The following is a 19,853-nucleotide window of genomic DNA, read 5'->3' as shown; positions in this document are numbered from 1 at the left end:
TAGCTGTCAAGCCAAAGGCGCTGCTGTCGATTCCGACGGCAGCGCCTTTGCGGTTTTCTGCCGTCCGGGTGCCCAGAATCCGAGGATGACCGCAGAGACCCAGATGATCACGGCCAAGGTCAGTGCAGCTTGGTTCATGCCTTCGATGAAGGCTTCACGGGCGAAGTCCGCCAGTTGATCGCCTTGTGAGCCCGCGCTTTCCGCGATGTGCAGGGCCGCGGCCAAGGAACCCGAGACCGGTTCCTTGGCCGGCTCGGGCAGCATATCCACAGCAGGTTGAACATGCCGAGCGTACGTCGTGGCCAGGATGCTGCCCGCAAGCGCAACGCCTATCGCAGAACCGATTTCACGGGTGACGTCGTTGATCGCCGACGCGACGCCCTGTTTGGCATCCGGTGTATTGGACACGATTGCAGCGGTAGCGGGTGTGGTGCACAGTCCCAACCCGATGGCCGCGACGATCAGGGGAATGCACACGTCGACGTAGCTCGATCCCAACTCCAACCGGGTCACGAGTGCGATTCCTGTGCCGAGAAGCGCAATTCCCACCGAGGTGAGAATTCGGAGTCCGACGAGCGGGATCAGCAGCGGCGACACGACCGACAGCGCCATGACGGGGACGGCCATCGGAAGAAGTGCGAGTGCTGATTGAAGTGGCGAGTAATCGAGCACGAGTTGCAGGTACTGCACAAGCATGAAGAACATTCCGAATGTGGCGAGGAACTGAAGTACGAGTGATGTTGCGCTACTGCCGAATGCGCGGTTGGCAAACAGTCCGACATCGAGAAGTGGATGGGCCGAACGCAATTCCACGAAGCTGAATACAACTCCCGTGGCGATTCCGCCGATCAGAAGCGCAAGAACCACAGGGTTCAGCCACCCGCGGACGGGTGCTTCGATCATGCCGAGGACAAAAAGGCCGATCGCCGTGGCAATCAGTGCAGTGCCCAGGAAATCCAGCGGAGTTGTCTCCTCGTCCTTCGAGGACGCGATGGTGAACGAGGCCAGCAGGATCAGTCCCGAGACGACGGCGAGGCTGATGAATATCGAATGCCACGACCACTTTTCGATCAGGAAACCGGATATGACAAGTCCGGCGATGGCGCCCGAGCCGGCCACGCCGGACCACACGCCGACGGCTCGACTGCGTTGGGTAGCCGGAAAACCGGCCGTGAGCAGTGAGAGTGTCGCAGGCATGACAAATGCGGCACCCACTCCCGAGACGACGCGGGAGGCGATGATCCACGACGGTTCGTCGATGAAGACGGGGATCGCGCTGCCTGCTGCAAAGACGACCAACCCGAACATCAGCAGTTCGCGTCGGCCGTAGCGGTCACCGAGTGCTCCGGCGGCCAGCAGCAGGCAGGCGAGCACGAGTGTGTAGCCGTCGACGATCCAGGTGAGCTGAGTTTGGGTGGCGCCGGTGTCGCGGGCTATGTCGGGGAGTGCGGTGTTGAGTGCGGCCATGGCTGCGACCACCAATGCCACCGCGCAGCACGAGACGGTCAGCATCCAGATCTGCCGCGGCGTCCAGGTGCTCTGTTCGATCTCCGTCTTACTGGTCACGAAGCCTCCCATAGAAACGAGACCATCAGTATCGTTGGGAGAATGCTAGTTCCACAACCCCAGGTTGGGTATAACTGTGGTTGTGACAACGGTTCGCGCTGATCGGCAGGCAGCAGACGAGGATCCGCGCAAACTGCGATCCCGGACTCGATTGCTCGATGCTGCAACAACACTTCTTGCCGAAGGCGGAGTCGACGCGGTGACGATCGATGCCGTCACCAAGCTCGCGAATGTTGCTCGCGCGACGTTGTATCGGCACTTCGACAGCGGCACCGAGCTGGTGGCTGCTGCCTTTGCGCGGCTACTGCCGTCCGTACCGGCACTATCGGGAGAGGGCGATCTGCGAGCACAGCTGCTCGAGCTTCTCACCAATCAAGCCAAGGCCATCGAGAGCGCCCCCGTGCAGGTCACAGCAATGTGCTGGCTCGGATTGGGGCCGGATCTGACGGGCTACTCGAGCGCGGCCGCGTTGACCGAGCGCCAACCGGAGATGCGGTCGCTGCGGCAGATGATCATCGAGCAGTACCGGGACGCGTTCGACCGGGTCTTGCGTACGCCCGAGGCCATCGAGGAATTGGGGGAGTACGACTACGACGTTGCGCTCGCGCAGTTGGTCGGTCCGTTGGTGCTCACGAAGTTGGCAACCCTCACCCCGTTGGGGGAATCGGCGTGTGCGCAGATAGTCGACGACTTCCTCGCGGCAAGGCGAGCGTGAGATAGCTGCGGTTCGAGATCTTTAGGGTTCGAGATTTCGTCGTAGTACGTACTGTTCGAGGCGGTCGATGCCACGCACGCGACGCGGCCGGAGGTGGCGGAGCTTGAAATTGGCATCGTCGCTCACTGCGGCAGCCAATTCCGAATCGATCAGGACCGTGCCGGGACGCGCGGAACTGGTGAGACGGGCAGCTTTGTTGACCACCGACCCGTACAGATCGCCGAAACGCACGAGCGTCGGACCCATGGCAAGACCCACGCGCAGTTGTGGATCGTCGTGGTCGGCGAGCACGGCGCTTTGAATCTGCAAGGCGATTTCGGCAGCGTGACGGGGGCTTTCCACAGCGAACATCACCTCGTCACCGACAGTTTTGACGACCCACCCGAAGTTTCGGCCGATGATTTCGGTTGACGCGGATTCGAAGCGTTCGAGCAAATCGTTCAGCTCGGTGGGATCCAGTCCCCGAGTCAGTGAGGTGTATCCGACGATGTCGGCAAAACCGACGATCAAGATCCGGCTGGAGAATTCTTCTCCGGGGTTTCCGACGTTCCGTCCCGTCGACGAAGCGATGTGCCTCTTCCATACGTAGGTCTGGAGCGACTCGACAGCGGGGATGATCTCGGCGCCGAGTCGCAGAATTTGCTTGCGGATCGCCTCGGGATCGTCATCCGCGGACTCCGTCAATTGATCGACGATGTGAGTACCGATGATCGACACCTGCCATTCGGCGAGACGCGACATCGATTGGCCAAGCGCGCGTGCCGCAGCGACTTCGCTACTGCGCGAGATGATTCCACGATCGACCATGGTGATGATGCCCTGCAACGCATCGGCGTCCTGTTGGGTGAACATGACGGCGTCCGGGTCGTCGTCGACGGCAAATCCCATCGCGACCCACAGGCGATCTGCGCGCTCGCGGGAAACACCCGCGAATTCGGCGATCTGAGACTGCGTGTAACAACGAGGACCGCCGAGGAGGAACTCTTCGACGTCGGACTGAATGCGACTGAAGGTAGGGGCGTCGAACCCACTTCGCGACAGTGACGCGGATGGTTCGGTGCCCTCGTCGATCGGTGCTGACTCCGAACTGCTCACTGTGCTCCTTGCGTCCCATGTTGCGGTGTTGTCGACACTATCTTTCACGTGCTGCCTGCCGAACAGTACTGAATTCGGCGAACCTGAGCGGCGCTGCGCGGGAACACGTCGGTGCCCTGTGCAAGAGTTGCCCCGAGAAAAGCTCTACCGACACTCTCGAAAGGATTTGCGCATGCCACCCCGTAGACGTTCCGGCGCTACCGCATCAACGCCGGATCACCTCACTGCGGAAAATTTGGCAGCTCTCGCCACGGCAGTCGCCGAAGGCAAACGCGCCACCGTATACCTGCGCGAGGCAACTCCCAGCCTCGGCATCGACGCAGGCACTTCCGCGAAGGTGGTGTCGGTGGACGGAAATACCGTGCTGATCCGCCCCAAGGGCGTCAATGACGAATTGCCCTTCGAGGCAGAGGAATTGCGCATCAACCGCGTGGCATCGACGCCCCCCAAGCCGGCGCCCCGCCCTAAACCAGTTGTGGAGTCCGAACCGCTCATGGAACCACTCGTCGAAACTCGGCCGAAGCCCCGAACCGTACCGGCAGCAGCCGCTCCGGCCCCTGCGCCCGTTGCGGCTCCCGCGCCTCGTCCGGCGGTCAAGCGTGCCAAGAAACTGCCGCCAGGAGTCAGCGTCACCATCCATGCCGGCGCCGACAACGACTGGAGCGTCACCGTCACTTTGGGAGCCAAGCGGCCGGGCAAAGCGGTTCCGGTGGCACCCGATGCAGTTGAGCGCGCAATCCGCGAACTGGGTGAGCCGACGGCCATCGAAGCTGTCGAATCGATCATCGTGGAGGCGCGCGACGCAGCGGCCGCGAGGGTGGACGAGCTCAGCCGTCAACTCGAAGAAGCACGCAAGATGCTCGAAGCGCTGGGGACCAACGAGTAACTCTCCTGCGTAGGTGCCGAGTATCCGGGGTATGCGATTTGTGCAGCGGGGACTATCTCGGCGGGGAGTGTGTGATGTTGCAGAGAATCATTTCCGTTTTGGCGGCGGTCGTAATTGCACTGGGACTCGGGTTGGTGGTCACAGGGACGGCCGTTGCCGCGGCAACACCCCTCGGCGGGGGCAGCGGCATCATCATCAGCGACGAGACGATATGTACGTTGACAACGATCGGGCGTGACAACGGCGGTCGGCTGGTGGGGATCACTGCAGGTCACTGTGGCGGACCTGGTTCGACGGTTGTTCCGGAGGATGACGAAGGAGCCGGGGTCGTCGGCACCTTCGTCGAGTCCAATTCGGAGCTCGACTACGCCATCATCGAGTTCAATCCGGCAAAAGTGACGCCCGTGCGGACCGTTGACAGTGCCACCATCACGTCAATCGGCCAGCCGGCGAGCTTCCCGGCCATCGCCTGCAAAGAAGGTCGGACAACGGGGCAGACGTGCGGCGTCGTGTGGGGAAATCTGAGCGCCGACGCCCAAACCTGGACGCAGGTGTGTGTTGACCACGGCGATTCCGGAGCCCCTGTCACCGTCGGAACCACATTGGTGGCGATGGTGAACGCCTACCTGTACGTGCCGTGTCTGGGGCCGGAACTCGGCACCAACATGTCCTCGATCATCGCGGATATCAATTCCGATGGAGGCGTCGGTGCCGGGTTCCAGCCGATCTAGATCGGTGCGCTGTCTGGCATCAGCGCGCTACCTGTTCGGGTTCAGCCGCACACTGCTCCACCTGACGCTGATCCCACCAGCTTGGTGTACTTCGCCAGCACACCGCGTGTGTAGCGCGGCGGAAGTGGCTCCCAACCTTCTTTGCGGGCAAGCAGTTCCGAGTCGTCGACAAGCAGTTCCAACAGTCCGGTACTGACATCGAGCCGGATCTGATCGCCGTCACGAACAAACGCGATGGGACCGCCGTCCACCGCCTCGGGCGCGACGTGCCCGACGCACAGGCCGGTCGTTCCGCCGGAGAATCGTCCGTCGGTCAGCAGCAGGACGTCTTTGCCCAGGCCTGCGCCCTTGATGGCGCCCGTAATGGCCAGCATCTCGCGCATTCCGGGGCCGCCCTTGGGTCCTTCGTATCGGATCACCACAACATCGCCGGCAGTGATCGTGCCGTCCTCGAGAGCGTCCATAGCGGCGCGTTCGCGTTCGAAAACTCGTGCAGTACCGGTGAATACGTCGGATTCGAAACCGGCTGACTTCACGACTGCGCCGCCGGGAGCCAACGAGCCCTTGAGGATCGTGATGCCGCCGGTCGGGTGAATGGGCTTGTTCATCGCCCGTAGAACCTTGCCGTCCGGATCGGGCGGGGTGATGTGCGCCAGATTCTCCGCCACGGTCTTGCCGGTAACGGTCAGGCAATCGCCGTGCATGAGACCGGCGTCGAGCAACGCCTTCATGATGACAGGAACTCCGCCGATGCGGTCGACGTCGGTCATGACGTGTTTTCCGAAAGGCTTCACGTCGGCGAGGTGCGGAACCTTGGCTCCGACGCGAGCAAAATCGTCGAGTGTCAGAGGGACATACGCTTCGTGAGCGATCGCGAGGAGATGGAGCACCGCATTGGTGGAACCACCAAATGCCATGACAACCGCTATCGCGTTCTCGAATGCTTCCTTGGTGAGGATGTCGCGGGTGGTGATTCCCCGACGAAGGAGTTCGACGACGGCTTTGCCGCTCTCGCGCGCGAATCCGTCGCGTCGACGGTCGGGCGCAGGCGGCGACGCGCTACCAGGAAGGGACATACCCATGGCCTCCGCAGCACTGGCCATGGTGTTTGCCGTGTACATACCGCCGCACGCACCCTCGCCGGGGCAGATGGCGCGCTCGATGGTGTCGACGTCTTCGCGGCTCATCAGCCCGCGGGCACACGCTCCTACGGCTTCGAAGGCGTCGATGACGGTGACTTCGCGTTCAGTGCCGTCGGACAGCTTTGCGACGCCAGGCAACGTGGAACCGGCGTAGAGGAACACGCTGGCGAGGTCGAGGCGAGCAGCCGCCATCAACATGCCGGGCAGTGATTTGTCGCAGCCGGCAAGGAGGACGGAACCGTCGAGGCGCTCGGCCTGCATGACCGTTTCCACGCTGTCCGCGATGACTTCACGGGAGACGAGGGAGAAGTGCATACCCTCGTGACCCATCGAAATGCCGTCGGACACGGAGATTGTGCCGAATTCGAGGGGGAACCCACCGCCCTCCCGGACACCTTCCTTGACGGCTTTGGCAAGGCGGTCGAGGGACAGGTTGCACGGGGTGATCTCGTTCCAGGAGGACGCGACGCCGATCTGGGACTTGACCCAGTCGTCGTCACCCATTCCTACTGCTCGCAACATGCCTCGCGCTGCGGTCTTTTCCAGTCCGTCGGTGACGTCACGACTTCTGGGCTTGATGTCGGGTTCGGTCATTTGCCAAGCATAGGCTCCACCTGTGCGCCTTTCTGGTAGCCGGCACTACCGAAAAGGCGCACAGGCGAAGCCTGGGTGAACATTCCGAAGCTCTCTTGAACATCTGTTCAGATGCAGATTCACTCCTAGCGTGCACACGAATGCCTTTGATCGAATAACCAGACGTGGCCTCCTGCAGAGCTCGGCAGCACTTGCCGGTGCAGTGGGCCTCGGTGTCGCCTCGGCGAACCGTGCGAGTGCTGCGGTGCCCGTCGGCTTCAACCACGGAGTTGCGTCCGGCGACCCACTGCCGGACGCCGTCATCATCTGGACGCGCATCACGCCGACGGCTGACGCGACCCCGGGTTCGGGGATCGGGCCGGCAGTGACGCTGAACTGGCACGTCGCGACCGATGAGGGGTTTGCGACTGTTGTGGCGTCGGGAAGTGTTGTGGCTTCGGCAGGTTCGGATCACACTGCCAAAGTTGATGTGACGGGACTCGATTCCTCCACTACGTACTGGTACCGATTCACCACCGGTTCGGTAGTTTCGCCCGTCGGCCGCACACGCACCGCTCCGTCGAATTCGGCAGATCTCGAACGGATGCGCTTCGGTGTTGTCTCCTGCTCCAACTGGGAGGCCGGGTATTTCGGTGCCTACCGCCATCTCGGGTTCCGGGAGGATCTCGATGCGATCATCCACTTGGGCGATTACATCTACGAATACGGTCAGGGGGAATACGGCGCGAGAAACGGATCGGTACGGCTGCACGAACCGGCACACGAGATCATTTCCCTGGCCGACTACCGAATCCGGCACGCGCAGTACAAGACCGACCCGGACCTTGCGGCTCTGCATCTGAAACTGCCGTTCATCACCACGTGGGACGATCACGAATCGGCGGACAATGCGTTCCGGGACGGCGCCGAAAACCACACTCCCGGTGTCGAAGGCGATTGGGCGGATCGAAAGGCCAACTCGGCCAAGGCCTATTTCGAGTGGATGCCGGTTCGGCCCTCTGGCAGTGGTTCGAGCGTTCAACTGTACCGGCGGTTCCGCTTCGGGAACCTGGCAGAAATCTCGATGCTGGATTTGCGCACGTACCGCGACGAGCAGCCCACATTGCGTCAGGTCGACGACCCGAATCGCACCATTACCGGACGCGCGCAAATGGATTGGCTCACCAGCGGCATCGTCAGCTCGCCGGCGCAATGGAAGATCGTCGGCAATCCCGTCATGATCACCCCATGTGTGTTTCCGCCGCTCGAACCGGCTACTACCGCGGCGCTGACCGAACTGGTGGGAATCCCGCAGGCCGGGTTCCCGTACAACACCGATCAGTGGGACGGCTACACGGCCGACCGCACACGACTGTTCGACGCCATCACGTCGAACAACGTTGACAACACAGTCTTTATCACCGGTGACATTCACACGTCGTGGGCGTGTGACCTGCCCACTAACGCCGCCAACTATCCGGGTGGACCGACCGTCGGAGCCGAGTTCGTTGTTCCGTCGGTGACCTCTCCCAACATCGACGACATGTTGAAAGTGCCGCCGCGCACCGCATCCGTTGCGGCAGAAGAAGCGTTCAAGGCGGTCAATCGCCACGTTCGGTACGTCGAATTGGATTCGCACGGATACGGCGTATTCGACATCGCCCGCGACGGTACCCAGATGGATTGGTACTTCGTCGACAACGTCACCGATCCACAGAGCCACGCCCACTACGCAACCAGCTACCGCCTACCTGCCGGTGCCGGTGCCAGGGTAGCTCCGTCCTTCAGTCCGCTCGACCCGAACTCGTACCGACCAGGAGTCAACCAGTGAGCCTCGAACTCTCCCGCCGCAACGTCTTGATCGGCGGAAGTGTGCTTGCCGGAACAGCTTTGCTCGGTGCGCCCGCGCACGCGGGTGTGCCTACCGGTGGCGGTCTGCCAGATGTCGACGTCTACGTCGTCGTTGTCGACGGTATGCGCCCGGACGAACTGCGAGCAGATCTCACTCCGATGCTGACCGGCCTGGCCGCGGGCGGTGTCCACTACCCGAATGCCAGCGCGATCAACATCGCCGAGACGCTTCCCAACCACACGGCGATGATGACGGGTGTGTACCCCGCGCGTTCAGGTGTGCCGGCCAATTCCGTCTACGACCCGGCGATCGGCAAGAAGCGCGACCTCGATCAGGCATCGGACCTGCGGACGTCGACGGTCCTCGACCGCGTGCGCACCGAACTCGGATTGACCACAGCGAGTGTGCTGTCCAAGCAATACCTGCACGGGCTGTTCGGTGATCGCGCATCCGTCGTCTGGGATCCGCAACCGCTGCTTCCCGGCACCGAGCACGCCCCGGACAACTTCACGATCGACGCGTTGATCCGGATCGTCGGCGAGAACTCACCGCGGTTGTCGTTCACCAACCTCGGCGACGTGGACCGTGTTGGTCACCTTGATCTTTCGGGACCGTCGATTCGGATCGCGCGGACCGCCGCACTGCAGAACACCGACAATCAGGTACGACGCTTTGTCGATTTCCTTCACAGCACCGGACGGTGGAATCGGAGCGTCCTCATTGTGCTGGCCGATCACTCGATGGACTGGTCGGAGCCAACGCGCCTTATCGGGCTGGATCGTCCGCTCAACGCAGATCCGTTGTTGGCAGGGAAGATCCGCATCGCGCAGAACGGTGGCGCCGATCTGATCTACTTCGTAGGACCGGATCAGGAACGGGCCGAGGCTGTTCGACGTACTCAGGAAATTGTCTCCGCCGTCGACGGTGTCGAATCGAGCCATCTGCCGGCGGAATTCAATCTCGGTGACAATGCCGGCGATGTTGTTGCGTTCTGCGCACAGGGGTGGCGGTTCAGTGATCCGACACCGCTGTCCAACCCGATCCCTGGCAATCACGGCCACTCCGTGACACTGCCGATTCCGTTCTTCCTCAGTGGTGGGCATCCTGGCCTCGACGGCGGCCGCCGCGTCGACACCCCCGTGCGCACGATCGACGTGGCGCCGACAGTGGCGGCACTCCTGGGTCTTCCGGCACCGACTGGCGGGTGGGACGGTGCCGCTCGCACGGCGGGTGTCGCGGTAGGTGTCTAGCGGCGGTCAGTAGCATGACGAGGTGACGATCAACCGCAGTCGCAAAGCCCGATACGCGCGCAAACGCAAGCGCCGGATGGACAGCACGACACACGACCTCAGCACCGAGCAGTGGGCCGCGCTCAGATCCTCGTGGGGTGGGTGCGCCTACTGCGGCGCGCAAGACGTACCGCTGCAACGTGATTGTGTTCTCGCGATCTCGCGGGGAGGCCGTTACACCCTCGACAACATTGCGCCGGCCTGCGCGTCGTGCAACGCCAGCAAATGCAACAGCGAAGTCACACTCTGGTTGCGTCGCAAAGGGTACGACGAGAAGTCGTTCTTACTCCGTCACGCCGAGATCGGTATCGATTTGAGAGGGCGTTTCTCGGAGGCAGAACTCCTTTAGCGCGTCTCCTTCAGCGCGGATCACGGCCGGTCAGTGCCATCAACTTGTCCTGCAGAGGCGAGTCCTCGGGAATCTCGACCGGGGCGGCAAACAAACCGCTTTCGGCCAGCATGTCGCGTTGACCGTCGAGATCGGACCAGACGGCTTCGACGAGCGTCTGATCCAGTCGATCGTCCGCACCGACGGCTCGCGCCAGATCCCACGCGTGAATCGTGACGTCAGAGGTCTGCTGACGCAGATACGGCTCCATGTCCACCGTCCCGTAGGACAGATGAACCTGCGTATCGAGATTGGTCGATTTCCAGGCATTGATCGCGGCCTCGGAGTACTTCTGCCATTCGGTCCACAGATCGTCGCCCACCGGAACGATGTCCGGCGTCGCTTCGCCCACGGTCAGCCCGGACAGTAGAGGTGGCACCCACTGTTGTTCCTCGATCACATGACGAACCAGGTGTTCCACCTGCCAGTCGGAATCCGGGGTAGGCGCATTCCAGTCCTCGACCTGAGCGAGTCGTGAACCGAATTCGCGGTGGGCAGTGAGCACGAGTTCGAGCCAGTCAAATTCCACACTGGAGGGTAACCCGATCTTGGCGGGCTCAATCGTGTTTTCGTTTTTGCTGTCGGAGGTGATGGCTAGTCTTCACGAGTATGAGCGAAGTAGTGTCTCCGGCCGCGGCGCGTCGCATCGCGCTTGCAGCGCAGGGGTTTGGAAAAGCGCATCCTGCAGCCGTGACACGACGCAATTTGATCGGGGTAATGGACCGATTGCAGGTGCTCCAGATCGATTCGGTCAACGTATTCGAGCGCAGTCATTATCTGCCGATCTATGCGCGAATGGGTGCGTACGACAAGTCGAGACTCGACCAGCTCGCCTTTGCACCAGGATCGGGATACCTCGAATACTGGGGCCACGAGGCGACATTCCTGCCCGTCGACATGTGGCCGCTGTTCCGTTGGCGAATGGATCAGTTTCGGGAAAAGGCCCTCGCAGACAAGGACGGATGGGCGTCCGAGCGTCTCGACTTCCTCGAGTGGCTGCGCAGCGAATTGCGCGACAACGGGCCGATGGCGGCGAGCGAGGTCGAGCACGACGCGAACACGCGGCGCGGACCCTGGTGGGGGTGGTCCGACGTGAAGGTCGGCCTGGAGACCCTGTTCCGATGGGGCGAGGTGGTATCGGCAGGTCGAACGGGGTTCGAACGTCGCTACGCACTCGCCGAGAACATACTGCCGCCGGCGATACTCGACGCCGGGGTGGAGCGGCCGGACGCGATCCGTGAGCTTGTGCTGCGCGGAGTGCGGGCACACGGACTGGGCACTCTCGACGATATCGCCGACTACTTTCGACTCCCCAGCGCCGAGACAAGAGTTGCACTGCGAGAGCTCGAAGACGCCGGCAGCGTGCGCCCTGCCTCCGTCGAAGGTTGGGAGCGTCGAGGAAAGCCGCGAGAGGTATGGATCGATCCTCAGGCTAAACGGCCAAGGGCAATTCGGGCCGACGCTCTGTTGTCTCCCTTCGATCCGGTCGTATGGGCGCGTGATCGAGCGTTGCGGCTCTTCGACTTTCACTACCGGATCGAGATCTACACGCCCGCCCACAAGCGGGTCCACGGTTACTATGTCCTGCCGGTGCTGATCGACGACAAGATCTGTGCGCGAGTCGATCTCAAGAATGACCGTCAGAACCGTCAACTGCTCGTGCGCTCCGCCTGGGCAGAACCCGACGCCGACGCAGATACTGCACCGCGCCTGGCGGCGCTGCTCCGACGAACCGCACTCTGGCAGGGCTGCGAGACCGTCGTGGTGGAGAACAAGGGAACGATGGCGGCGGAGTTGGCGGACGCGATGAGAGCTGTGCCGGACGCAGCCTTAACGCACTGAGTGCGCCTCCCCTGATATCGGGGGAGACGCACTCGGTGATTGCTACGTGTTCAGCGAAGAGCGGCCAGCGCGTCGATGCGCTTGACGGCGTCTTCCATGATGCTGTCGATCAGTTCCTTGCAGCTGGGTAGATCGTTGATCATGCCGACAACCTGACCCGACGCCAGCACACCGGCTTCGGTGTTACCTTCCACCAGACCGGCTTTGAGCAACATCGGGGTGTTGGCAGCCATGATGATCTGCATGATGGTGCGGTCGCCGGATCGCTTCATCGCGATTCCGTCCTTGGCGAGCGTTGACCACTTCATGCCGGTCATTGCCTTGAACTTCATGGCGTTCTTGGCGGCAGCGATCAAACCGGTTGCGTAGCTGGAACCTTCGAGGCTGTTGACCAGGTCGGTGTTGAGCACGCGGTGCGGCATGCCGTCGACCTTCCGTGAAACGGTCGTATCCGTCAGTCCGCGCTTGAGATATTCCTGCTTGACGGAATCCGGTACCGAGGAATCGCTCGTGAGCAGGAAACGCGTGCCCATTGCGACGCCGGCAGCACCGTACGCGAGTGCAGCCGTCAGGCCGCGGCCGTCGAAGAAACCGCCACCGGCGATAACCGGAATGTCGACGGCGTCGAGGACCGAGGGGAGCAGAAGGGTTGTTGCCACACCGCCGGTGTGACCGCCACCCTCGCCGCCCTGGACGACGACGGCGTCCGCGCCCCAGGATGCAACCTTCACGGCGTGCTTCGCCGCACCGATGGACGGAACGACAACGATGCCGTTGTCCTTGAGCTTGGAGATCAGATCCTTCTTGGGAGCCAAGGCAAAAGAGGCAACCTTGACACCTTCGCGGATGAGCAGATCGATACGCTGCTTCGCGTCGGTGGCGTCGGCGCGCATGTTGACGCCGAAGGGCTTGTTCGTGAGCTGCTTCGTCTTCTTGATCGCGTGCTCGAGCTCGTCGTACGTCATCGTGGCCGAAGCCAGGATGCCCAGACCACCGGCGTTAGCCGTCGCCGACGTGAGAGCGGGACCGGAAACCCAGCCCATGCCTGTCTGCACGATCGGGTAGTCCACGCCGACCAGTTCGGTCAGCGCAGTCTTGAGGGTGGGGGTCATGCCGAGACCTCACGGTCCCGCAGGTTGCGCGGGTCGAGCGTCTCGCGAATGAGGTGGAGCTCTTCTACTGTGGGTTCGCGGGTGACGCCTGCCTCGGCGAGTCCGGCAACCTCGAACGAGGTGTTCTCGGCAACCTCTTCGGCCGTGACGCCGGGGTGAAGGCTCAACGCGCGGAAGGTGTTTCCCGGTCCGCCGAAGTCGAAGACACCGAGATTGGTGACAACGCGGGGGATGTTGAGGTACTTGTATGCCGGGTTCTCGGGATCGATCTGGTCGTAGCCGACGCCGCACACCACGTCGACCTTGTCGACGAACACTCGCTTGGAGTGCTTGGGGACGAAGTAGCTCGTGGCGTGGTTGATCGTGTTACCCGGAGCGCCGCGCACACCGAACATCTGACGCGACGGCTGCTGAAGCGGGCCGAAAGCGGAGAGGTTCTGGTTACCGTGGCGGTCGAGCTGGTTTGCGCCCATGACCACGTGGCGACGACCGGAAGCGACCACGTCGAACACCTTGCGGAACGGCATCCATCCTTCGATGGGGCCCTTCGTTCCCACTGCCGGGGTGTCCTCGAGGATGAGGGCTTCGCCGTCGGTGATCAGGAGATCGGGTTCGGTGGTCAGGCGGGCAAGGCGAGCGCCGATGGTCGATGACGTCGACATCGGGCTGGCCATGATTTCACCTGCGCCGGAGAAGATTTCGGCGCAAGCCAGGACTACGTACTCTGCGCGGGTGACGGTGGATTCGCTCATGACGCCTGCTCCTCTGCAAACTTCTTTACTGCGGCCTGGTAGTCCTCTTCGCTGCCGGAGAGGAAGGTGTCGACAAATGCCTGCCACGACTCGGGGGTCTTTGCGGCTTCGGCGTAGTGACGCTGGAACTTCTCGTCGCGGCCGTAGCTCTCGCCGGCGAGGGTGAAGTGCGCGCCGTTCGGGGCCTCGACGACGCCGTCGACCATCATGCGGTTGATCAGAAGATTCTGCAGCGGAACGGATTTGACCAGTTCCTCGGTTTCGACGATGCGTTCCACCGAGACGTAACGCTTCTCCGCTGCCATGCAGTACAGGTCGTCGAAGTACGGGTCGACGCCGTTGTACGCGGCATTGCCGTGCTTGTCACCGAGGTTGAGGTGAACGAACGACGCGTCGAGGTTGAGCGCGGGCATCGCGATCAGAGTCTCGGAGCGGCCGTCGGCCTCGGGGTACGGGGAGGTGACGGTCTTGAGTTCGTCGCCCCAGAAGTTACGGACATCGGATCCCAGACCTGCGCGGATCGGCAGGAAGGGGAGGCGGGCAGCTGCAGCTTCGAGGCCGCACTTGACCATTCCCTCGTCCATTTCGCGGGACTCGATCTCACCGTTGGTGCGTGCCTTTGCAAACCACGGGTCGTAGAACGGAGCCGAGTCCAGGGACACGAAGCCGTAGTACGCCTTCTTGACCTTGCCGGCCGAGCACAGCAGGCCGAGATCCGGTCCACCGTACGTGACGACGGTCAGGTCCTTGATGTCCGAACGCAGGATCGCGCGCACGAAAGCCATCGGCTTGCGGCGAGATCCCCAGCCGCCCAATCCGATGGTCATTCCGGAGCGAAGCTCGCCGACAACCTCGTCGAGCGACATTGTCTTGTCACGCTTGCTAGCCATGATGTCTCAGCCTTCCTTCTGGGTTGCGTTCTCACGCGGCTTGCCGGTTGCGACGAACTCGTCGCGATGCTCGTCGGACACACCGAGCAGGTTGAGCTCGAAGGTGTATCCCTGCTCGAGGCGGTAGCTGCTCTTGACGTCGACGGGGTCGATGCCGTTGATGGCTTCCTTCGCGCACCGGATGATGCGGGTGTCCTTGGCGGCGATCTTGGCGGCGATCTCGCGGGCGCAATCGTCGAGCTTCTCGCGCGGGACGACGTCGTAGACGCTGCCGAACTGCTTGAGTGTGTGGGCGTCGACGCTCTGCGCCGTGTAGTACAGCGTGCGCATCATGTGCTGCGGTACCAGGCGAGCGAGGTGGGTGGCTGCGCCGAGTGCACCGCGGTCGACCTCAGGGAGGGAGAAGATCGCGTCGTCGGACGCGACGATGACGTCAGCGTTGCCGACCAGGCCGATGCCGCCGCCGACGCAGAAGCCGTTGACTGCCACGACAACCGGAACGGCGCAGTCGTAGACCGCGGCAAAAGCAGCAGCGCAACCGCGGTTGGCAGCAACCAGAGCGTCGTAGCCGTCGGTGGCCTGCATCTCCTTGATGTCGACGCCGGCGTTGAAACCACGGCCTTCGGCTCGCAGGATCACGACGTGGGTATTGAGGTCCTTACCTGCGGCAAGGATCGCGTCGGCGAGATCGAACCATCCCTGCGACGGGATTGCATTGACCGGTGCGTAGTCGATGGTGACCGTGGTGATGCCGGTCCCGTCGGAGGAGGTGCTGATGCCCATAGCGGGTTTCCTTACGTCTGTGTACCAAACCAAGCGATTGCTTGGTAAGTTAGCACACAAGCGGAGCCGACAAGCCCGAGCAGAGTGCAATAGGAGATAAAAATGAGTGGATTGGTCGATGGACGAGTAGTCATCATCACCGGGGCAGGTCGCGGTATCGGACGCGCGCACGCACTGGCATTCGCGGCAGAGGGCGCCAAGGTTGTCGTCAACGACATCGGCGCAGGCGCGGACGGCTCCGCAACCGGCGAGAGCCCAGCCGAGCAGGTAGTCGCCGAAATCATCGCAGCCGGCGGCGAGGCCGTCGTCAACGGTGACGACGTCGCAGACTGGGCGGGTGCGGAAAACCTCATCAAGACCGCCATCGACAACTTCGGTCGCCTCGACGTGCTCGTCAACAACGCCGGCTTCCTGCGTGACCGCATGCTCGTCGGCATGAGCGAAGCCGAATGGGACGCCGTCACCCGCGTCCACCTCAAGGGTCACTTCGCGCCCCTGCGCCACGCCGCTGCCTACTGGCGCGCCGAGGCCAAGGCAGGCAACCCGATCGACGCACGCATCATCAACACCAGCTCGGGCGCCGGACTGCAGGGCTCCATCGGCCAGGGCAACTACGCCGCAGCCAAGGCCGGCATCGCCGAGATGACCATCCAGGCAGCAGCAGAGTTCAAGAATTACGGCGTCAGCGTCAACGCAATCGCGCCGTCCGCGCGTACCCGCATGACGGTCGGTGCCGGCGGCGCCATGGCCGAGATGATGGCAGCTCCGGAAGAGGGCTTCGACGCCATGGCTCCGGAGAACGTCTCACCGCTCGTCGTGTGGCTCGGTAGCGCAGAGTCCAAGGATGTCACGGGACGCGTCTTCGAGATCGAGGGCGGCAAGATCACCGTCGCAGAAGGATGGCGTCACGGACCGAGCGAAGACAAGGGTGATCGCTGGGATCCGAAGGAAATCGGACCCGTTGTGGCATCGCTGTTGGAGAAGGCCGAGACCCCGACGCCGGTGTACGGAGCTTAGGGCCTTCGGCCCCGTGCGCCTTTTTGGTAGTGCGAACTACCAAAAAGGCGCACAGGGGCTTTGCCCCTACCAGATCTTTACGCGCTTTTCGGGCTCCAAATACAGTGCATCACCGGGCTTGACGTCGAACTCCTCGTGAAAGACATCGAGGTTGCGGACGACGCCGTTGCAGCGGAACTCCGGCGGTGAATGCGGGTCGACGGCGAGTCGACGCAATGCCTCGGCCTCGCGCGCCTTGGTCCGCCACACCTGAGCCCAGCCGAAGAACACGCGCTGCAAACCGGTGAGACCGTCGATAACGGGCGGTTCGGTGCCTTCGGTCGCGATCTTGTATGCCGCGATCGCGATGGACAGCCCACCCAGATCACCGATGTTCTCGCCGATCGTGAACTCGCCGTTGACATGATGACCCGGCAGTTCCTTGGGTTCGAATTCGTTGTACTGCTCGATCAAAGCTTTCGTGCGCTTGCCGAATTCGGTGCGATCGTCGTCGGTCCACCAGTCGACCATGTTGCCGTCGCCGTCGTACTTGGCGCCCTGATCGTCGAAACCGTGCCCGATCTCGTGACCGATAACAGCACCGATTCCGCCGTAGTTGGCGGCGTCGTCAGCGGCGGCGTCGAAGAACGGCGGCTGCAAAATTGCTGCGGGGAACACGATTTCGTTCATACCCGGGTTGTAGTACGCGTTAACCGTCTGAGGGGTCATGAACCACTCGTCGCGGTCGACGGGGCCGCCCAGCTTTGCGAGATCGCGGTCGTATTCCGCGGCGTATCCGCGGCGGTAGTTGCCGACGACGTCCGTAGCCGAGATCTCGAGACCCGAGTAGTCACGCCACTTGTCGGGGTAGCCGATCTTGGGAGTGAACTTGTCCAGCTTGGCCAGTGCGGCCTTGCGGGTATCCGGACTCATCCACTCGAGTTCGGAGATGTTGCGGCGGTAGGCTTCCTGCAGATTGCCGACCAACTCCAGCATGCGAACCTTGGCCTCGGCCGGGAAATGACGCTCCACGTACAGCTTGCCGACGGCCTCGCCGAGCAGGTCTTGGACCAGGCCGACGCCACGCTTCCAGCGCTCACGGTTCTCCTCGGTGCCCGAGAGCGCGGTGCCGTAGAACGCGAAGTTCTCGTCCACCAACGAGGAATGCAGGTACGGAGCGCGCGCATGGATGACTTTCCAGGCAGCCCATGCCTTCCAGTCGTCGAGTTCTTCCGACGCCCACAGTGCGGTGAAGGTGTGCAGGAATCCGGGCTGGCGAACCACGATTTCCGAGAACTTCTCGGACGTCGTTCCCAAGCCGGACAGCCAAGCAGCCCAATCCAATCCGGGGTTCTGCTCGGTGAGCTCCTCGAATTCGACGAGGTTGTAGCTCAACTCGGCGTCACGACGCTTCACGACGTCCCAGTGCCCGGCCGCGATCTTCTTCTCCAGGTCGAATACCCGCTGCGCCTCGTAGCCGAGTCCGGCGAGGTTGAACATCTTCTCGACGTGGGCGACGAACTTGTCGCGAATTTCGGCGTAGTTGTCTTCGCGGTAGTACGACTCGTCGGGAAGGCTGATACCCGACTGACTGAAGTGAATGAGGTAGCGCTCGGAGTTCTTGGCGTCGGTGTCGACGTAGTGCGCGATGGCGCCGCCGACACCCGTGCGCTGATGGCGTCCGATCACGGTAGCCAGCGAAGAACGATCGGCCGCGTCCGCAATTGCGTCGAGTTCGTCGTCGATCGGGGTGAGACCGGCAGCCTCGATAGCGTCGGCATCCATGAAACTCGAGTACAGATCGCCGATGCGTTGGGCATCGGTACCGGACTCCGGTGACGACGCGGAAGCCTCGGTGATGATGGTCTGCACATCTTCCTCGGCCTTGTCGTACAGCGTGCGGAAAGCGCCGTCGACTGCGCGGTCTGCGGGAATCTCGTATTCGGCGAGCCATTTCCCGTTGACATGGACGAACAGGTCGTCCTGCGCGCGGGTCTCGCTGTCTAGGTGGGTGAGGTCGATGCCTGAGCGATGAGCCGTGGTCATTTCTCCATCCTTACACGATCACCACAATCCGCTCAGTCGTTATCGTGAGCCGTTCAGTGCCCGAGCGATCTGCGTCACCACAAGTTCGGGTGTGAGCGTCAGTTGATGCCAACTGAACCGCCCGCTTCCGGTGATCGGGGTCAGGCGTCGATACCCAGATTGATGACGGCGAGGTATGACCCGTCCGACTGCTTTTCGACGGTCATCATGCCGGTGTCGGAGAAGATGTTGTCGTTGGAATTGTTGGTGTTGTTCTCACGGCCCGTGTGCTCGCTGTACGGGCTGACGGAATACACCTCGTCGAGAAGGGTCTCCTCGAAGAAGGTCTGCGTGGTGAGGACAGTCTTCTTGTCGATGTGAACCTTGACATGGATGTGCGTGGTGCGGCCCATGTACCAGCCCGGGAAAATGGTGGTGAACTGCGCGATGCCGTTTGCGTCCGTGGTCTGGGCGCCACGCAGGTAGGTGCCGTCGTCGGTGGTGGTGGCTTCGCTGTCACCGACGCTGTACGAGCCGTCGGAAGTTTCGCCGGAGCCGCCCATAGAACCCATGTCGCCGCCCATGCCGCCGCCGGGTGCGCCCGACGGCGGCTGACCCATTCCGCCTGACGGGGGTTCGCCCATGCCACCGGACGGAGGAGTTCCACCGCCGCCACCGTTTGCGCTCAGTGAACCGGACTCGAAGCCGGAGTACACGCCGCCCGCGTCGCAGTGCCAGATTTCGACAACGGCGTTGCTGACGGCGCCGACCGTGCCGTCGGCGTTGCAGATGCTGTTGTCCTGCACCCGCAGTGCGACCTGGAGGGTGGTGCCTGGTCGATCTTCGCGGATATCACTGCGGATGGAGTCGACGTCGAACCAGTACGGGCCCTGAGTTTCTTCCTCGCTCATGACGCACTGTGGTGCCTTGGCGAGCAGCGCGGTGACAGCGTCGCCGGAGGTAGCCGAGGCAGCAGCGGCGCCGGTGCCGGCGGTGGTCGTGGAGGCCGCAGCGGTGGACGTCGTGGTCGAGCTGCCGCTGTTGCCGGAACATGCGGCGATGAGTCCGCCGAGGCTGATGGTGCCGCCGAGCGCCAGTGCTCGTCTGCGACTCACTCGTTGCCGACTGGCTTCGATGTCTTTGTTCACGCGTCTACCTCCATTGATCTGGGCTGTTGAATCAATGGTGGCCGAGCGGTCTGGCGCGGGGCTGGTTA

Annotated in this window: 18 protein-coding genes; 8 read left to right on the top strand and 10 right to left on the bottom strand. The window is 62.6% G+C overall.

The features are described from left to right. Positions 1–6 precede the first annotated feature (6 nt). Positions 7–1,578: an MFS transporter gene (locus FEZ60_RS28195; RefSeq protein ID WP_172937653.1), complete on the bottom strand. Its 1,572-nt coding sequence runs from the start codon at positions 1,576–1,578 to the stop codon at positions 7–9. A 70-nt stretch (positions 1,579–1,648) separates the two neighbouring features. Between FEZ60_RS28195 and FEZ60_RS28190 the strand changes: the two genes are divergently transcribed. Beyond that, the gene (locus FEZ60_RS28190; RefSeq protein WP_172937652.1) at positions 1,649–2,281 is read left to right on the top strand and encodes a TetR family transcriptional regulator; all 633 of its coding nucleotides are present in this window, start codon (positions 1,649–1,651) and stop codon (positions 2,279–2,281) included. 21 nt (positions 2,282–2,302) lie between these two features. Here FEZ60_RS28190 and FEZ60_RS28185 read toward each other — a convergent pair whose 3' ends face one another. Next, entirely contained in the window at positions 2,303–3,322 is a 1,020-nt protein-coding gene (locus FEZ60_RS28185; RefSeq protein WP_045066705.1) for an adenylate/guanylate cyclase domain-containing protein, read from the bottom strand. Positions 3,323–3,548: 226 nt separating this feature from the next. On the opposite strand from FEZ60_RS28185, the gene FEZ60_RS28180 reads away from it, so the two are divergent. Both FEZ60_RS28180 and FEZ60_RS28175 read left to right on the top strand, forming a co-directional pair. Then, on the top strand, positions 3,549–4,262 hold the full coding sequence (locus tag FEZ60_RS28180) for a DUF6319 family protein (RefSeq protein ID WP_033236649.1): 714 nt from the start codon (positions 3,549–3,551) through the stop codon (positions 4,260–4,262). A 74-nt stretch (positions 4,263–4,336) separates the two neighbouring features. Next, positions 4,337–4,993, top strand: coding sequence for a serine protease (locus tag FEZ60_RS28175; protein WP_045064893.1), 657 nt, complete (start codon positions 4,337–4,339; stop codon positions 4,991–4,993). Between the two features lie 41 nt (positions 4,994–5,034). Here the strand turns inward: FEZ60_RS28175 and ilvD are convergent, their stop codons facing one another. Next, complete coding sequence (gene ilvD, locus FEZ60_RS28170; RefSeq protein ID WP_033236651.1) at positions 5,035–6,729, bottom strand: dihydroxy-acid dehydratase; 1,695 nt, start codon at positions 6,727–6,729, stop codon at positions 5,035–5,037. 130 nt (positions 6,730–6,859) lie between these two features. Here ilvD and FEZ60_RS28165 point away from each other — a divergent pair, with 130 nt between their 5' ends. Genes FEZ60_RS28165 through FEZ60_RS28155 form a run of 3 tightly spaced genes read left to right on the top strand, consistent with a single transcriptional unit; the run spans position 6,860 to position 10,198 of the window. Beyond that, on the top strand, positions 6,860–8,539 hold the full coding sequence (locus FEZ60_RS28165; RefSeq protein WP_172937651.1) for an alkaline phosphatase D family protein: 1,680 nt from the start codon (positions 6,860–6,862) through the stop codon (positions 8,537–8,539). Continuing rightward, positions 8,536–9,810: an alkaline phosphatase family protein gene (locus tag FEZ60_RS28160; protein WP_172937650.1), complete on the top strand. Its 1,275-nt coding sequence runs from the start codon at positions 8,536–8,538 to the stop codon at positions 9,808–9,810. Before FEZ60_RS28165 ends, FEZ60_RS28160 begins: the two co-directional genes overlap by 4 nt. 22 nt (positions 9,811–9,832) lie before the next feature. Further along, positions 9,833–10,198: an HNH endonuclease gene (locus FEZ60_RS28155; protein ID WP_261984487.1), complete on the top strand. Its 366-nt coding sequence runs from the start codon at positions 9,833–9,835 to the stop codon at positions 10,196–10,198. 10 nt (positions 10,199–10,208) lie between these two features. Here the strand turns inward: FEZ60_RS28155 and FEZ60_RS28150 are convergent, their stop codons facing one another. After that, positions 10,209–10,766, bottom strand: coding sequence for a TIGR03086 family metal-binding protein (locus FEZ60_RS28150; RefSeq protein WP_045064887.1), 558 nt, complete (start codon positions 10,764–10,766; stop codon positions 10,209–10,211). Positions 10,767–10,846: 80 nt separating this feature from the next. On the opposite strand from FEZ60_RS28150, the gene FEZ60_RS28145 reads away from it, so the two are divergent. Beyond that, positions 10,847–12,079, top strand: coding sequence for a crosslink repair DNA glycosylase YcaQ family protein (locus FEZ60_RS28145; RefSeq protein ID WP_045064885.1), 1,233 nt, complete (start codon positions 10,847–10,849; stop codon positions 12,077–12,079). A 50-nt stretch (positions 12,080–12,129) separates the two neighbouring features. Here FEZ60_RS28145 and FEZ60_RS28140 read toward each other — a convergent pair whose 3' ends face one another. From FEZ60_RS28140 to echA20, 4 genes are read right to left on the bottom strand one after another with little or no spacing between them, the layout of a single operon-like run. Next, positions 12,130–13,191 carry a nitronate monooxygenase gene (locus tag FEZ60_RS28140; protein ID WP_033236657.1) on the bottom strand — a complete coding sequence of 354 codons (1,062 nt, stop codon included), beginning with the start codon at positions 13,189–13,191 and terminating at the stop codon, positions 12,130–12,132. After that, positions 13,188–13,943 carry a CoA-transferase gene (locus tag FEZ60_RS28135; protein ID WP_033236658.1) on the bottom strand — a complete coding sequence of 252 codons (756 nt, stop codon included), beginning with the start codon at positions 13,941–13,943 and terminating at the stop codon, positions 13,188–13,190. The genes FEZ60_RS28140 and FEZ60_RS28135 overlap by 4 nt, the downstream gene beginning before the upstream one ends. After that, positions 13,940–14,833: a cholesterol ring-cleaving hydrolase subunit IpdA gene (gene ipdA, locus FEZ60_RS28130; protein WP_033236659.1), complete on the bottom strand. Its 894-nt coding sequence runs from the start codon at positions 14,831–14,833 to the stop codon at positions 13,940–13,942. The genes FEZ60_RS28135 and ipdA overlap by 4 nt, the downstream gene beginning before the upstream one ends. Positions 14,834–14,839: 6 nt before the next feature. After that, positions 14,840–15,616 (bottom strand): (7aS)-7a-methyl-1,5-dioxo-2,3,5,6,7,7a-hexahydro-1H-indene-carboxyl-CoA hydrolase, encoded by a 777-nt coding sequence (gene echA20 / locus FEZ60_RS28125; RefSeq protein ID WP_033236660.1) that lies wholly within the window; start codon positions 15,614–15,616, stop codon positions 14,840–14,842. A 102-nt stretch (positions 15,617–15,718) separates the two neighbouring features. Between echA20 and FEZ60_RS28120 the strand changes: the two genes are divergently transcribed. After that, on the top strand, positions 15,719–16,633 hold the full coding sequence (locus FEZ60_RS28120; RefSeq protein ID WP_033236661.1) for an SDR family oxidoreductase: 915 nt from the start codon (positions 15,719–15,721) through the stop codon (positions 16,631–16,633). 66 nt (positions 16,634–16,699) lie between these two features. On the opposite strand, the gene FEZ60_RS28115 is transcribed toward FEZ60_RS28120, so the two are convergent. Continuing rightward, positions 16,700–18,658, bottom strand: coding sequence for a M13 family metallopeptidase (locus tag FEZ60_RS28115; RefSeq protein WP_045064883.1), 1,959 nt, complete (start codon positions 18,656–18,658; stop codon positions 16,700–16,702). Between the two features lie 140 nt (positions 18,659–18,798). Further along, on the bottom strand, positions 18,799–19,785 hold the full coding sequence (locus tag FEZ60_RS28110) for a protocatechuate dioxygenase (protein WP_172937647.1): 987 nt from the start codon (positions 19,783–19,785) through the stop codon (positions 18,799–18,801). Positions 19,786–19,853 lie beyond the last annotated feature (68 nt).

The organism is Rhodococcus sp. MS16 (assembly GCF_013277795.1).
Classification (GTDB): domain Bacteria; phylum Actinomycetota; class Actinomycetes; order Mycobacteriales; family Mycobacteriaceae; genus Rhodococcus_F; species Rhodococcus_F globerula.
The sequence above is the reverse complement of the archived record's forward strand: the minus strand, read 5'-3'. Positions and strand labels throughout refer to the sequence as shown.

What these genes read in the sequence shown, in the direction of transcription:
- ilvD (WP_033236651.1), bottom strand. Translation starts at nt 6,729, where the DNA reads ATGACCGAACCCGACATCAAGCCCAGAAGTCGTGACGTCACCGACGGA.
- FEZ60_RS28145 (WP_045064885.1), top strand. Translation starts at nt 10,847, where the DNA reads ATGAGCGAAGTAGTGTCTCCGGCCGCGGCGCGTCGCATCGCGCTTGCA.
- FEZ60_RS28175 (WP_045064893.1), top strand. Translation starts at nt 4,337, where the DNA reads ATGTTGCAGAGAATCATTTCCGTTTTGGCGGCGGTCGTAATTGCACTG.
- FEZ60_RS28140 (WP_033236657.1), bottom strand. Translation starts at nt 13,191, where the DNA reads ATGACCCCCACCCTCAAGACTGCGCTGACCGAACTGGTCGGCGTGGAC.
- FEZ60_RS28135 (WP_033236658.1), bottom strand. Translation starts at nt 13,943, where the DNA reads ATGAGCGAATCCACCGTCACCCGCGCAGAGTACGTAGTCCTGGCTTGC.
- ipdA (WP_033236659.1), bottom strand. Translation starts at nt 14,833, where the DNA reads ATGGCTAGCAAGCGTGACAAGACAATGTCGCTCGACGAGGTTGTCGGC.
- FEZ60_RS28195 (WP_172937653.1), bottom strand. Translation starts at nt 1,578, where the DNA reads ATGGGAGGCTTCGTGACCAGTAAGACGGAGATCGAACAGAGCACCTGG.
- FEZ60_RS28180 (WP_033236649.1), top strand. Translation starts at nt 3,549, where the DNA reads ATGCCACCCCGTAGACGTTCCGGCGCTACCGCATCAACGCCGGATCAC.
- FEZ60_RS28115 (WP_045064883.1), bottom strand. Translation starts at nt 18,658, where the DNA reads ATGACCACGGCTCATCGCTCAGGCATCGACCTCACCCACCTAGACAGC.
- FEZ60_RS28120 (WP_033236661.1), top strand. Translation starts at nt 15,719, where the DNA reads ATGAGTGGATTGGTCGATGGACGAGTAGTCATCATCACCGGGGCAGGT.
- echA20 (WP_033236660.1), bottom strand. Translation starts at nt 15,616, where the DNA reads ATGGGCATCAGCACCTCCTCCGACGGGACCGGCATCACCACGGTCACC.